This window comes from Sphingomonas sp. BT-65 (genome assembly GCF_026107375.2).
Classification (GTDB): domain Bacteria; phylum Pseudomonadota; class Alphaproteobacteria; order Sphingomonadales; family Sphingomonadaceae; genus Sphingomonas.
Genome location: NZ_JAPCIA010000001.1, coordinates 259,408 through 272,688, shown reverse-complemented (window position 1 = coordinate 272,688; position 13,281 = coordinate 259,408). Strand labels below are relative to the sequence as shown.

At 69.7% G+C, this 13,281-nt stretch carries 12 protein-coding genes; 5 read left to right on the top strand and 7 right to left on the bottom strand.

The features are described from left to right. Nucleotides 1–11 precede the first annotated feature (11 nt). The 5 genes from OK349_RS01310 to OK349_RS01290 form a co-directional block, all read right to left on the bottom strand. On the bottom strand, nucleotides 12–743 hold the full coding sequence (locus OK349_RS01310) for an N-formylglutamate amidohydrolase (RefSeq protein ID WP_265116030.1): 732 nt from the start codon (nucleotides 741–743) through the stop codon (nucleotides 12–14). Next, nucleotides 740–1,468: an enoyl-CoA hydratase/isomerase family protein gene (locus OK349_RS01305; protein ID WP_265116029.1), complete on the bottom strand. Its 729-nt coding sequence runs from the start codon at nucleotides 1,466–1,468 to the stop codon at nucleotides 740–742. Before OK349_RS01305 ends, OK349_RS01310 begins: the two co-directional genes overlap by 4 nt. Before the next feature lie 181 nt (nucleotides 1,469–1,649). Beyond that, on the bottom strand, nucleotides 1,650–2,474 hold the full coding sequence (locus OK349_RS01300) for a 4-(cytidine 5'-diphospho)-2-C-methyl-D-erythritol kinase (protein WP_265118507.1): 825 nt from the start codon (nucleotides 2,472–2,474) through the stop codon (nucleotides 1,650–1,652). Next, on the bottom strand, nucleotides 2,474–3,964 hold the full coding sequence (locus OK349_RS01295; protein WP_265116028.1) for a tetratricopeptide repeat protein: 1,491 nt from the start codon (nucleotides 3,962–3,964) through the stop codon (nucleotides 2,474–2,476). Before OK349_RS01295 ends, OK349_RS01300 begins: the two co-directional genes overlap by 1 nt. 277 nt (nucleotides 3,965–4,241) lie before the next feature. Next, nucleotides 4,242–5,903 (bottom strand): electron transfer flavoprotein-ubiquinone oxidoreductase, encoded by a 1,662-nt coding sequence (locus tag OK349_RS01290; protein ID WP_265116027.1) that lies wholly within the window; start codon nucleotides 5,901–5,903, stop codon nucleotides 4,242–4,244. Between the two features lie 134 nt (nucleotides 5,904–6,037). Between OK349_RS01290 and OK349_RS01285 the strand changes: the two genes are divergently transcribed. The 4 genes from OK349_RS01285 to OK349_RS01270 are packed head-to-tail and all read left to right on the top strand — an operon-like array spanning nucleotide 6,038 to nucleotide 9,672. After that, nucleotides 6,038–6,754 carry a uracil-DNA glycosylase gene (locus OK349_RS01285; protein ID WP_265116026.1) on the top strand — a complete coding sequence of 239 codons (717 nt, stop codon included), beginning with the start codon at nucleotides 6,038–6,040 and terminating at the stop codon, nucleotides 6,752–6,754. Continuing rightward, nucleotides 6,751–8,535, top strand: coding sequence for a lytic transglycosylase domain-containing protein (locus tag OK349_RS01280; protein ID WP_265116025.1), 1,785 nt, complete (start codon nucleotides 6,751–6,753; stop codon nucleotides 8,533–8,535). Before OK349_RS01285 ends, OK349_RS01280 begins: the two co-directional genes overlap by 4 nt. Continuing rightward, on the top strand, nucleotides 8,525–9,052 hold the full coding sequence (moaB, locus tag OK349_RS01275) for a molybdenum cofactor biosynthesis protein B (RefSeq protein ID WP_265116024.1): 528 nt from the start codon (nucleotides 8,525–8,527) through the stop codon (nucleotides 9,050–9,052). The genes OK349_RS01280 and moaB overlap by 11 nt, the downstream gene beginning before the upstream one ends. A gap of 23 nt (nucleotides 9,053–9,075) precedes the next feature. Continuing rightward, nucleotides 9,076–9,672 carry a DedA family protein gene (locus OK349_RS01270; protein WP_265116023.1) on the top strand — a complete coding sequence of 199 codons (597 nt, stop codon included), beginning with the start codon at nucleotides 9,076–9,078 and terminating at the stop codon, nucleotides 9,670–9,672. Here OK349_RS01270 and OK349_RS01265 read toward each other — a convergent pair. Then, entirely contained in the window at nucleotides 9,635–10,231 is a 597-nt protein-coding gene (locus tag OK349_RS01265) for a TetR/AcrR family transcriptional regulator (protein WP_265116022.1), read from the bottom strand. The two genes, OK349_RS01270 and OK349_RS01265, sit on opposite strands and share 38 nt — an antisense overlap. A gap of 126 nt (nucleotides 10,232–10,357) precedes the next feature. Between OK349_RS01265 and OK349_RS01260 the strand changes: the two genes are divergently transcribed. Further along, nucleotides 10,358–11,569 (top strand): MFS transporter, encoded by a 1,212-nt coding sequence (locus OK349_RS01260; protein ID WP_265116021.1) that lies wholly within the window; start codon nucleotides 10,358–10,360, stop codon nucleotides 11,567–11,569. Here the strand turns inward: OK349_RS01260 and OK349_RS01255 are convergent. Beyond that, nucleotides 11,566–13,152: an SEL1-like repeat protein gene (locus OK349_RS01255; protein ID WP_265116020.1), complete on the bottom strand. Its 1,587-nt coding sequence runs from the start codon at nucleotides 13,150–13,152 to the stop codon at nucleotides 11,566–11,568. The two genes, OK349_RS01260 and OK349_RS01255, sit on opposite strands and share 4 nt — an antisense overlap. Between the last annotated feature and the right edge of the window lie 129 nt (nucleotides 13,153–13,281).

The following is a 13,281-nucleotide window of genomic DNA, read 5'->3' as shown; positions in this document are numbered from 1 at the left end:
GGCGCGAACGCCTATGTCGCCGGGGACCCCGTTTGCGCAAGAGAGTTGCGCACGTCTTTTACTATCGACGCGAGAAGCTGCGCCCAATGCGCCACACCGGCGGGGTCGGAGATGAGGTCGTTGCGCAGCTCGATGCCGAGATAGGGGATGCCGTTGCCCTCGGCGTGGCGGTTCATCGTCGCGTTGAGCAGGCGGCCCGAATAGGGCTCGTTGTCGCCGGTGACGACGCCGGCCGCCTCTAGCAGCGGGATGCCGAGGCGCGCGGCACGGGCGTCGCGATTGTAGAGGATGCCGATCTCCCACGGGCGCGACGGGCCGTCATGCTGTTCGAGCCGGGGCGTGAAGCTGTGGACCGAGACCAGCAGCTCGGGGCGGCGGGCGCGAATCGTGTCGGCGATCGCGCGGTGATAGGGCGCGTGAAAACGGGCGATACGCTCGGCGCGGTCGGCGGTGCCGTTGCCGGGGATGGCGTGGCCATCGCTGATGTGCGGGATCAGCCCAGCGCTGTCGGGCTCGCGGTTGAGGTCGATGACGAGGCGCGAGATGGTGGCGAGGATTGCGGGGGCGCCAAGGTACACGGCGAGCGCCTCACTGACCGCGGCGGCGCCGATGTCGACGGCGATGTGCTTGCCGAGCAGGGCGGGCGCAATGCCGAGATCGATGTCGGATGGCACGGCATTGGAGGCGTGATCACAGAGGATCAGGATATCCGCCGCGCCATCGATGAAATGCGCGGCGGTCATCTCTTGCCCTCAAGGAATGCGTCGAGGCGGGTGCGGAAGGGTTCAGAGCCGAACGCATCGTCGAACGTGCGTGCATGCCCCGCCCCAGCGGGATCGCGGAGGACCGCCTTGAGCGCGCGCACCGCCTCGGGGACGTTGGCGGCAATGGCGTTGGCGAGCTCATGCGCGGCGGGCTGGGCATGGGCGACGCGGCGATGCGCGAGGCCGATACGCGGGGCCTCGTCGGCATCGATGCGCGCGCCGGTGAACAGCATCAGTGCCGCCTGCCCCTCGCCCACCCGCGCAGCGAGCCGGGCGACGTCGGTCGCCGGGTAGGTCAGGCCGAGCTTGGCGGGCGTGGTGGCGAACACCGCCTCGTCGCCCGCGACCACGATGTCGCACGCCAGCGTCAGCGCGACCGCGGCGCCGAAGCAGCTGCCATCGACCGCGGCGATCACTGGCATGGGGAGCGCGGCGACGGCTTCGATCGCGGCCGCCATCGCCTCGCGGAAACGGATGCGCAGGCCGGGTTGCTCGACCAGGTCGCGGAATTCGGCGAGATCGGCGCCGGCGGAGAAGACTCCGGGCATCGCCGAGCGCAGGATCACCGCGCGGGCATCCGATGCGGCGATGGCGCGTGCGGCGTCGGCGAGCGCGTCCCAGCCCGCGATCGGGATCGCATTGCGCGCCCCACCACGCTCGAGGGTGAGGATCGCGATATGGTCGTGGAGTTGCCAGGCGATCATCGCCGGCCTCGTAAGCGAGGATAGCGCCCGCCCGCCGAAGCGAGCGGGGGCCATCCACGGACGTTTCGCTCCCGGCGCCTGGCCCGCAAGCCATGCCTCGCAAGACCGGGGCCAATTGCCGTTCCCCAGAGAGCGCCTGTACTAGACGGACCGGACTGTGCCAAAATGGGACAGATAAGTGTCACAACAGCACCGTTTCGAGACACCACCAGCCGGGCTGTGCGCCCCTGACTGCCTCCGTCGCCGAGGTACGCGCCGCGAGGCTGTCGAACAGCGCGAAACAGGTGGCGCCCGATCCGGACATGCGCGCCAGCGTCGCGCCCGGCTGCGCGCCGAGCAGTTCCAGCACCTCCCCGATCACCGGAGCGATCGCCAGCGCGGGCGGCTCGAGATCGTTGCGCCCGGCTCGCGCGGCCGCGAGCAAATCGCCCTCTCGCAGCGTGCCGCGATCAATGCCGTCCCAGCGGCGGAACACCTCGGCGGTCGACACCGCCACGCCCGGATTGACCAGCAGCACCGGCGTCCCCGGCGCGCCCGCCACCGGGACGAGCTGCTCGCCGCGCCCGCGTCCGATCGCGGTGCGGCTGTAGAGGCAGGCGGGTACATCCGATCCCAGCGCATCGGCGCAGTCGAACAACCGCGGATCGTCGAGCGCGATGCCGTGATGGCGCGCGAGCAGGCGCAGCGTCGCGGCGGCGTCGGCCGAGCCCCCGCCCAGCCCGGATGCAACGGGCAGCCGCTTGGTCAGCGTGATGCGCCCCGGCACGGGCAGGTCGAAAACCTGCGCGAATCGCGCGGCGGCGCGGGTGACGAGATTGTCGTCCTCCCCTAGCAGCGCAGCGGCAAACGGGCCGTTCACCGCGAACCCCTGCCCCTCGCCCAGCGTCACCGCGTCGCCGTCGGCGACGAAGGCGAACAGTGTCTCCAGCTCGTGATAGCCGTCCTCGCGCCGCCGCCGTACATGCAGCGCAAGGTTGAGCTTGGCGGGCGCAGGCTCGGTCAGAATCAGTTTGCCGCGGTCCTCTGGCCGATGCCGTCGGCGAGCTTGGCCGAGAGCCGCGTCTTCTGCTCGCCCTCGGCATAGAGCGCGGCCGCGCGCCAAGCGTAGCGCGCCTCGAACCGCCGCCCGGTCCGCCAATAGACATCGCCGAGATGCTCATTGATCGTCGCGCTGCCAGGCTCGCTCTGCGCGGCCTTTTCGAGCAGCGGCAGTGCCTTGGCGACCTCGCCCTGGCGGAAATAGGCCCAGCCGAGCGAGTCGGTGATCGCGGCGTCATCGGGACGCAGCTTGCTCGCGCGCTCCAGCAATGCGGTCGCCTCGCCGAGATTCACCCCGCGCTCGATCTGCGCATAGCCCAGATAGTTGAGCGCGACCGCCTGTTCGGGCGCGAGCTCGACCGCCTTGCGCAGATGCAGCAGCGCCTCGTCCCAACGGCCCGCGCGCTCGAGCGCGCCGCCGAGCTGGAGGTGCTGGATCCAGGTCGCGCCGTCGCCGGCCTGGGCCAGCGCCTGGGCATAGATGCCGGCCGCCTCGGCCTCGCGCCCCTGCTCGGACAGCAGGTCGGCATAGCGCTGGCGATCGGCGATGCTCGCATCACGCGCGCGCGCCAGCGTCGCCGCGAGCGCAAGCGCCCCGGCATCGTCGCCCTGCTTGTCGCGCAGCCCGACCCGCTCGGTCAGCGCGGCGGCGTAGAAGGGGCTGTCCTTCTTGACCGAATCCAGCGCGGCCTGCGCGCGCTCATAGGCCTGTTCGCCTGCCAGTGCGTCGGCGAGCAGCAACCGCGCGCGATCGTCGCCTGGGTCGAGCATCAGCGCCGAGCGCGTGAGCAGGATCGACAGCGCCTGCGTCTCCTGCCCCGCAAGATCGGAGGCGAGCCGGGTGAAGGCGCGGCTGGCGCCGAACGCCGCGCCTGGCTTGGGCCCCTTCTTCAGGCGCGCACGAAGCCCGGACAGCACCGGATCGTCGCCGGCGAGCAGCGACAGCGCGGTGTCGCGCCGGCCCTTCGCCGCGAGCAGCGTCGCGGCGTTCCAGCGCAGGTCGATGCTGCCCGGATCGGCGCCGACCGCTGCGCGCAATGCCGCGATGCCGTCCTCGATCCGGTCCGATGCGATCAGCAGCAGCGCGCGATGCTCGGCGATGTAGCGGCGGGCGAGCCCGCTTTCGCTGGCATTATCGAGGATCGGGAAGGGATCGGCGCCGCGGTCATGCGCGAGCCAGGCGCGCAGCACCGGGGCGAGGAAATCGAGCGGGCCCGCCCCGATCCCGCCGAGCGCATCGTCGGCCGCCGCCTGATCGCGCTTGCGCAGCGCCTCGGCGAAGTCGAGGATCGCGACGTCCGCCGGCGCGACGCCCGAGCGGGTGAGCACCGCGGCCGCGCGGCGCGCCAGCGCGATGTCGCCCGCCGCCAGCGCGTTGCGATAGGCGCGGATCGCCACGACCTCGTCATCGGGCGCGGTCGCCATCACCGCGGCATAGCCCGCCGCCGCGACGCCCACCGCACCATCCTCCGCCGCGGCGCGGGCGCGGACATAGTCGCGCGCATCGGCATGGGCGGCGTTGGGGAGGAGGAGTCCCGTTATCGCAAGCGACAGGAGCAGTGCACGCTGACATCCAATTCCTCCCCCGGAGGGGGAGGGGGACCGCGCTTGCGCGGTGGAGGGGTAGTCGCCACCAAAGAACCGGCTAGCGAGCGGAGAATACCCCTCCACCAGCTGCGCTGGTCCCCCTCCCCCTCCGGGGGAGGAATTTGGAGCACCGAGATGCTTCGGGCGCTTACATGTTGGGATAATTCGGTCCTCCACCGCCCTCGGGCACCACCCAGTTGATGTTCTGCGTGGGGTCCTTGATGTCGCATGTCTTGCAATGGACGCAGTTCTGCGCGTTGATCACGAACTTCGGCGTCCCTTCCGCCTCGCCCACGATCTCGTAAACGCCCGCCGGACAATAACGCTGCGCCGGCTCGTCATAAAGGGGCAGATCATATTCGACCGGGATATCCGGATCCTTGAGCGTCAGATGGACCGGCTGGTCCTCCTCGTGATTGGTGTTCGACAGGAACACCGAGGAGAGCCGGTCGAAGGTCAGCACGCCGTCGGGCTTGGGATAGTCGATCGGCTGGACCAGGTCCTTGCGCCACAGGCTCTCGTGATCGGGCTTGTGGCCCATGGTGAAGGGCATCTTCACGCCCCAGCTCTCGAGGAACATGGTGACGTTGGCGAGGCCCGATCCGATCAGGTCGCCGAACTTCTTCACCAGCGGCGCGACGTTACGGACGATGCTGAGCTCCTTGTACGCCCAGCTCGCCCGGAACGCCTCCGGATAGGCGATGAGCTCGTCGCTCGAGCGATCCGCCTGCACCGCCGCGAACGCCGCCTCGGCCGCGAGCATGCCGCTCTTCATCGCGGTGTGCGTGCCCTTGATCCGCGGCACGTTGAGGAAGCCCGCGCTGTCGCCGATCAGCACGCCGCCGGGGAAGGTGAGCTTGGGAATCGCCTGCAACCCGCCGTCGCTGATCGCGCGCGCGCCATAGGAGACGCGCTTGCCGCCCTTCAGGATCTCGGCGATCGCCGGGTGAGTCTTCCAGCGCTGCATCTCCTGGAAGGGCGAGAGATAGGGGTTGGTGTAGTTGAGCCAGGTGACGAAGCCCAACGCCACCTGCCCATTGGCCTGGTGGTAGAGGAAGCCGCCGCCATTCGATCCCCGCGTCTCATTGAGCGGCCAGCCCTGGGTATGGATGACGCGGCCGGGCACGTGCAGCTCGGGATCGATGTCCCACAATTCCTTGACGCCGAGGCCGTAGATCTGCGGCTCGACGCCCTCGCACAGCCCGAACTGGCGCTGGAGCTGCTTGGAGAGATGCCCGCGCACGCCCTCGCCGAAGAAGGTATAGCGCGCGTGCAGCTCGAGCCCGGGCTGATAGTCGGGCTTGTGCGTGCCGTCGCACGCCACGCCCATGTCGCCGGTGGCGACGCCCTTCACCGACCCATCCTCGTGGTAGAGGATCTCGGCAGCGGCGAAGCCCGGGAAGATCTCGACTCCCAGCCCTTCGGCCTGCTCGGCGAGCCAGCGACAAAGGTTGCCGAGGCTGCCGGTGTAGGTGCCCTCATTGTGCATGAAGCGCGGCATGAGGCGGTGCGGGACGTTCCACTTGCCCTTCTTCGACAACAGCCAGTGCTGGTTGTCGTGGACCGGCACCTCCGCCAGCGGGCAGCCGGCGGTGCGCCATTCGGGCAGCAGCTCGTCGAGCGAACGCGGATCGATCACCGCGCCCGACAGGATGTGCGCGCCGACCTCCGATCCCTTTTCGAGGATGCACACGCTGATCTCGCCGCCGGCCTCGGCCGCCAGCTGCTTGAGCCGGATCGCAGCGGTAAGGCCGGCAGGCCCCGCACCGACGATCACGACGTCATATGGCATCGACTCGCGTTCGCTCACTCTTCGTCTCCCCTGGCGGACGCGTCCCCTCATGTCGTCGCACGCGCGGCGCGTCCTGTCCCTCCTCCGATGGCGGTAGATTGACCATGGCGTCAAGGCATGACTCTGTGAAATCCATGGGCATTGCGGGGGCAATGGATTGGCGGGCCGAAGCCGCCAGCGCGCTGCAATGGTGGCAGGACGCGGGCGTGGACATGCTCGTGGACGAAGCGCCGCGCGACTGGACCGTACGCGAGGCGGCGCCTGCCGCTACGGCGAGCCCTGGCCAACATGCCCCGCTGGCGGAACCCGAGCCCGAAGCGCCGCTCCCCGCCACGCTGGAAGCGTTCATCGACTGGCGCTTCGGCAGCGGCGCCCCGGAAGCGAGCTGGGGCGAACCGATCGTCGCGCCGAGCGGAAATCCCGCCGCACCGCTGATGGTGATCACCGACCTCCCCGAGTTCGAGGGCGAGGCACCCGGTCTGCTCGGCAACGGCGCAGGACGGCTGTTCGACCGCATGCTCGCCGCGATCGGGCTCGACCGCGACTCCGTCTATCTCGCGCCGCTGTGCGCCGCGCGCCCGATCACCGGCCAGGTGCCGCGCGAGGCCGAGGCACGGCTCGGCGAGCTGGTGCGCCATCACATCGCGCTTGCCGCGCCGCAGAAGCTGCTGCTGCTCGGCCAGACGGTGAGCCGTGCGGTTATCGGGTCCGAGGGCGGGCTGCAGCGTGGTCGTTTAGAGCCCGTTAACCAAGCAAATGGACAATCGCTGGTGGTCGCGACCTTCCACCCGCGGTTCCTGCTGACCAGGCCCGCAGCGAAGGCCGATGCCTGGAAAGACCTGCAGTTGCTTCTTGGGGGGCAAAAGTGAACCCGCGTATCCTGTTTGCCGCCACCGCAATTGCCCTTGCCCTTCCCGCCGTCGCGCATGCATCCGACGAGAAGGCGGCCGAGCGCTTCGAGAAGCGCGAGGCCAGCGACGGTGTCCCCGCCCAGCTCGACCCGTCGGAGCGCGAAGCCTATCGCGCGGTGTTCGCGGCGATCCGCGCGCAGCGCTGGGCCGACGCGCAGCTTCGCCTCGATTCGATGCGGCCCGGCCTGCTTCACGCGACGGCGCGCGCGGAACTCTATCTCGCCAAGGGCTCGCCCCGCGCCGAGCTGCCGCAATTGCTGGCGCTGCTCGGCGAGGCGCCCGAGCTGCCCCAGGCCGAACAGATCGCCCGTCTCGCCCGGACACGCGGCGCGATCGAGCTTCCCGGGCTGCCCGTGGCACAGCGCATGATCTGGTACGACGCGCCGCCCGCGCGCATCCGCCACCGCTCGACCCCCGCCGCCGATTCCGCGGCGATGCGGCTGGTCGTGGAGATGCAGCCGCTGATCAAGGCGGACGACGCGACGAACGCCGAGACCTTGCTCGAGTCGCGCAGCGCCGAACTCGCGCCCGAGGTGCTCACCGAATGGCGCCAGCGCGTCGCCTGGATGTATTACACCACCGGCCGCGATGCCGATGCGCGCCGCGTCGCCGCCAAGGCGCAGGTCGGCCAGGGCGAATTCGCCCCGCTCGCCGACTGGGTGCAGGGCCTCGCGGCGTGGCGGCAGAAGGATTGCGCGGCGGCCCAGGCGGCGTTCACCTCGGTCGCGCAGCGCGCCGGGGATACCGAGAAGCGCACCGCCGGCCTCTATTGGGCCTCGCGCGCCGACATGGCGTGCGGCCGCCCCGACCTGGTCAGCACGCGGCTCAAGAGCGCGGCACAGCATGGCGAGACCTTCTACGGCCTGCTCGCGCGCCAGGCGCTGGGCATGAAGGAAGTGCCGGCACGCACCGAGAAGTTCGTGTCGGCCGACTGGAAGACGATCGAGCGCCGCCCGAATGTCCGCGTCGCGACCGCGCTGGTCGAGATCGGCGAGGACAGCCTCGCCGCCGAGGTGATCAAGCACCAGGCCAGGATCGGCGACGCGCGCGAGCATGCCGCGCTGACCCGCCTCGCCGGGCGTCTCGCGCTCCCGGCGATCCAGCTGTGGCTCACCCACAATTGCCCGCCGGGCGCGCAACCGCTCGAGGAAGCACGCTACCCGGCACCCAACTGGACCCCCGATGGCGGCTGGCGGATCGACAAGTCGCTGGTGTTCGCCCACACGCTGCAGGAATCGCGCTTCAACCGCACGGTCGAGAGTCCGGCGGGCGCCTATGGCCTGATGCAGATCAAGAGCGGCGCAGCGATCGACGTTGGCCGCCGCCGCGGCGTGACGATCGGTCGCGGCGACCTCTCGCGTCCCTCGACCAACATGGAAGTCGGGCAATCCTATATCGAGCAATTGCGCGACCAGCCCTTCACCGGCGGGCTGCTGCCCAAGGTGATCGCGGCCTACAATGCCGGGCCGACCCCGGTGACCAACTGGAACTACCAGATCCGCGACAATGGCGACCCGCTGCTCTACATCGAGAGCATCCCCTATTGGGAGACGCGCGGCTATGTCATGACGGTGCTGCGCAACTACTGGATGTACGAGAAGAACGACGGCCGCGAGAGCGCGAGCCGCGCGGCGATCGCCCAGGGGCTATGGCCCAAGGTGCCGGGCCGGGACGGCGGCGGCGCGGTGCGCATGCAGGCCTCGGCCGCGAGCGTGGCGAGCACCATCGGTGCCAATTGACCCTGATGCCGCGTTCCGCCCGGTGCGGATCGCGGTGCTCACCGTCTCCGACACGCGCACCCACGCGAACGACAAGTCGGGCGATACGCTGGTCGAGCTGCTGACCGCAGCCGGCCACGAACTTGCCGACCGCGCGATCGTTGCCGACGATCCCGAACTGATCGTCGGCAAGCTCCATGCCTGGATCGACGATGCGCAAGTCGATTGCGTGATCACCACCGGCGGCACCGGCGTGACCGGGCGCGATGTCACGCCCGAGGCGCTGGAGCGCGTCGCCGACAAGATGATCCCCGGCTTCGGCGAACTGTTCCGGTTCCTGAGCTACGCCAAGATCGGCACCTCGACGATCCAGTCGCGCGCCACCGCCTGCGTCGCGCGCGGCACCTATATCTTCGCGCTGCCCGGCTCGACCGGCGCGGTGCGCGACGGCTGGGACGGCATCCTCGCGCATCAGCTCGACAGCCGTTACAAACCCTGCAACTTCGTCGAGTTGATGCCGCGGCTTACGGAGCGCTAGGCCGCACGAACAGGGGGCCATCGATGGAATCCTTCCTCGCCGAATATGGCGTGTTCGCGATCCTGGTGAGCGCGCTGTTCCAGGGTGAGCTGGCGGTGGCGATGGGCGGCGTGCTCGTGCATCAGGACGTGGTGTCGGCGAGCGGTGCGATCGGCGCGGGGTCGCTTGCAGCCTTTTCGTCGAGCCAGGGCTTCTTCTTTCTCGGGCGCAGCCTGCGCGACCATGCCTTCGTGCGGCGGATGATCGCGCGGCCGGGTTTCGCGCGTGCCAAGGCGCTGTTCGAGCGACACCCCGGCAGCTTCATGATCGGCTATCACTTCCTGCCGGGTTTCCAGGCGATCAGTCCGCTCGCGATCGGCACCACCGCGATCAGCGGCACGCGCTTCGCGCTGCTCAACGCGATCGCCTCGATCCTGTGGTCCAACGCCTTCACCGGCCTTGGCTATGCGCTCGGCAACAGCATGGAGTTCGTGCTGGGCGAGCTGCGGCTGATCGAGCATCTGCTGCTGGGGGTGGCCGTGGTGCTCGCGCTGTTCCTGATCGGCCGCCGCCTCGCGCATCGCTGGGCCGAAGCGCGCACGCTCAATCGCGCAGCAGCAGCCCCTCCAGCATCGCCTTGAACGCCGGGATCACGCGGCGCGAGGTCGCGGCGGGATCAGGCGAGTTGGCGATCCACAGCGCCGCGTCAGTCGAGGAACCTGTGATCATTCGCGCCGCCGCCTCGGCATCGAGATCGGCGCGGACCACGCCGTCGGCCTGGAGCTCCTTGATATTGCGGCGGATCGAGGCGATGCAGGCGAGCGCGCTCGGCCAGTTCGCCGGATCGCCGAGCACCGCCGGACCGTCGCGCAGCATGATGCGCTGGACGTCGGGCTCCAGCGCAAGCTCGATATAGCCGATATTCTCCTGCACCAGCCCCTCCCAGCGCGTCGGCGCCGCCGCGGCGACTGCGGCGAGCCGCTCGGCCATCTCGGCATCGATCTGTTCGATCACCGCCTCGAGCAGTCCCTGCTTGCCCCCGAAATGGTGATAGAGCGCGCCACGCGTCAGCCCCGCAGCGGCGGTGAGATCGTCCATTGACGCTTCGGCATAGCCGTGCGCGGCGAACGCCTTGCGCGCCGCAGCGATCAGCTTGGCGCGGGTCTCGGCGATCATCTCAGGGCGCGATCTGCGCGACATTCAATTCCTCGAACTTTTTTCTCGAACGCTGCATTGACATACGACGCGTATGTCACCACCTCACTCGCATACGAAGCGTATGTAAGCCGTGAAGGCCTGCATTTCCAGAGTCGAAAGGTCTAGGCAATGTTCGCCACGTATCGCGAGATCTTCCGCGCTCCCGGAACCAAGGGATTCGCCGCCGCCGGGTTCGTCGCCCGCCTGCCCATCGCGATGGCGCCGATCGGGATCGTGACGATGCTCGCGCAATCGGGCAGCGGTTACTGGCTGGCGGGCGCGATCGCCGCGACCTTCACGCTGACCAACGCCTTCGCCGCGCCGCAGATCTCGCGGCTGGTCGATCGCTACGGCCAGAGCCGGTTGCTGGTGCCGACCACCGCCGTCGCGGTCATCGCCTTCGCGCTGTTGATGTTGGCGACGCATCTCGGCTGGCCGGCCTGGACACTGTTCGCCTCCGCGCTCGCCGCTGCGGCGATGCCGAGCATGCCGGCGATGGTCCGCGCACGCTGGACCGAGATCTTCCGCGACAGGCCCGAGCTCAATACCGCCTTCGCCTTCGAATCGGTGGCGGACGAGCTGGTCTATATCGCCGGGGCCTCGCTCTCGGTGGGCCTCAGCGTCGCGCTGTTCCCCGAGGCGGGCGTGCTCGTTTCGACCTTGCTGCTCGCGCTCGGCATGACCGCCTTCGTGCTCCAGCGCTCCACCGCGCCCAAGGTCCGCGCGGTCGGGGGAGCCCCGCATCGCTCGGCGATCCTGCTGCGCCCGGTGCAGCTGGTGACGCTCGCGCTGATCTTCGTCGGATCGATCTTCGCCACCGCCGAGGTCACCACCGTCGCGCTGACCCGCGATTTCGGCCAGCCCGGCGCGGCGAGCCTGGTGATCGGGGTCTATGCACTCGGTTCGTTCGTGGTGGGGCTGATCATCGGCGCGCTCAACCTGCGTTTCCCGCTCCATCGCCAGCTGCTGGTGGTGCTCGGCGTGCTGCTGCTCACCACCCTGCCCCTGCTGCTGGTCGGCAGCGTGCCCGCGCTCGCCATCGCGATCTTCGTCAGCGGCGTTGCGGTCTCGCCGACCTTCATCACCGCCTTCGGCCTCGTCGAGCGCCGCGTGCCGCCCGAGGTGCTGACCGAGGGGGTGACTTGGGTGATGACCGGGATCGGCATCGGCATGGCGCTGGGCGCGTTCGTCGCCGGCTGGGTGGTCGACAGCTTCGGCGCGCAGAACGGCTTCTGGGTCTCGATCGCCGCCGCGGTGCTCGCGCTGCTGGTCGTCACGCTCGGCCAGCGCGCGCTCGGCGGCGAGCGCGAGGCTGACGAAGCAGCGGTGAGCCCTGCCTAGCGTCCCGCCCGCATCGCTGCCACCGCCTGGCGCTCGGGTTCGCTCATCCGCTGCTCGAGCGCCGCCATCGCGCGCGGGGCATTGGCGTGGCCGAGCTTCGCCGCCTCGCGCAGCCATGCCCAGGCGCGCGGCACGTCCTTCGCGCCGCCCTCGCCCCGCGCCATCATCGCGCCCAAGTTGAACATGCCGTCGCGGTCGCCCTGCTTGGCCGCGGTCTCGAACCACTTGCGCGCGGTGGCGTCGTCCTTGGCGATCTCCTTGCCCTCGTAGAAATAGGTTCCGATCGCCACCTGCGCCGCCCCGTTGCCGAGCAGCGCCGCGCCCTTGTAGAGCACGATCGCGCGCTTGGGATCGGGCGCGGTCTCCTCGCCCAGATCATAGGCCCGCGCCAGCGCATAGAGCGCGCCGGGATGCTCGGCCTTGGCCGCAGCCTTGTACCAGGTGAAGGCCGCCTTCTTGTCCTGCGCCACGCCCTCGTCGCCGTCATAGAGCAGTTCCGCCAGCGCGAACTGGGCGGAGGCGTGGCCGAACTGCGCGCCCTTGCGGTACCAGCTGGCCGCCTGCCTGGCGTCGCGCGGCATGCCGGCACCGCTGAAATAGAGATCGCCCATCGCCTTGGCCGCGGCGATATGGCCGACGTCATAGGCGCGCTGATACCATTTACGCGCCTCGCCGAGGTTGCGCCCGACCGGGCCGTAGCCGCGGCGATAGATGTTGCCGAGCATCACCGCCGCCTCGCCCACCGCGGTGTTCATCTCCGGCTGGGCGGGATCGAAGATCGGCGTGTCGCGGGTCGAGTTGAACGGCGCGGTCGCCGCCTTTTTGAGCCACTCGACGCCTTTAGCGGGATCCGACTGCGCGCCGAGTCCCTGGAGGTAGAGCTTGCCGATGAACAGGGCCGCCTCGTCTCCGCCGCTCTCATAGGGCAGCTTGCGTTCGGCCTTCCGGAACCAGTCGAGCGACTCGGCGTAGCGGCCCTGGTCGAACAGCGCGAAGGCCATCGGGAGCGTCTCGTCCCGGCTCGCGATGGTCGCGCGGCCGCCGGCATCCACCGCGCTGCCGCGGCTGTAGGTGGAGCGACAGGCGGAGCGCGCCGCGTCGATGCTCATTCCGGTGCTGACCGCGCTCGAATCCGCGACCGAGGCATCGTTCGCCGCGGCCACCGCCGACGTCACGTCCTCGAATTCGACCGCTGGCCCCTCTTCCGTATAGACCTGCTCGGCGCCGAAGCGCGATTTGCCGAGATCGGGCAAGGGCGAGCCCGCCGCTACGCGCGGCGGCGCTGCGTAATCGGGATTGCGCGGCATGCGCGTCGGCAGCAGCACCGGCGGGCCAAGCAAGTCCCCGCCCGCCTGGCGGATGGCATCGAGTTGCGCGCGGAAGAATGGGTCGCGGGCCAGCATCTCGCAGGTCGCCGACTTGGGCGCCTCCGCGGCCGGGCGGCGCCGGCCGATGACGGTCGCGTCGTCGGCCGACGAGGAAATCGGCGCTTGCGGCGCGGCGGTCTGCGCCGAAACGGCGCCGGGCAGAGGACAGGTCAGCAACAGCGCGGCGATCGCGCCCTTCTTCCTCGCGGTCGTCACGGCGCAGCTCTCCCCCAATCATGCGGGTCCGTCCCCGGCATCATCGATGCGCGGGGCCAAGCGCACAAGCAATAATGTGATTAATTGAAGCGAGCGCGTCGCCAGCTGCCGCAGACCGCTACCCGCACC

What these genes read in the sequence shown, in the direction of transcription:
- OK349_RS01310 (WP_265116030.1), bottom strand. Translation starts at nt 743, where the DNA reads ATGACCGCCGCGCATTTCATCGATGGCGCGGCGGATATCCTGATCCTC.
- OK349_RS01305 (WP_265116029.1), bottom strand. Translation starts at nt 1,468, where the DNA reads ATGATCGCCTGGCAACTCCACGACCATATCGCGATCCTCACCCTCGAG.
- OK349_RS01285 (WP_265116026.1), top strand. Translation starts at nt 6,038, where the DNA reads ATGGATTGGCGGGCCGAAGCCGCCAGCGCGCTGCAATGGTGGCAGGAC.
- OK349_RS01270 (WP_265116023.1), top strand. Translation starts at nt 9,076, where the DNA reads ATGGAATCCTTCCTCGCCGAATATGGCGTGTTCGCGATCCTGGTGAGC.
- OK349_RS01265 (WP_265116022.1), bottom strand. Translation starts at nt 10,231, where the DNA reads ATGTCGCGCAGATCGCGCCCTGAGATGATCGCCGAGACCCGCGCCAAG.
- OK349_RS01260 (WP_265116021.1), top strand. Translation starts at nt 10,358, where the DNA reads ATGTTCGCCACGTATCGCGAGATCTTCCGCGCTCCCGGAACCAAGGGA.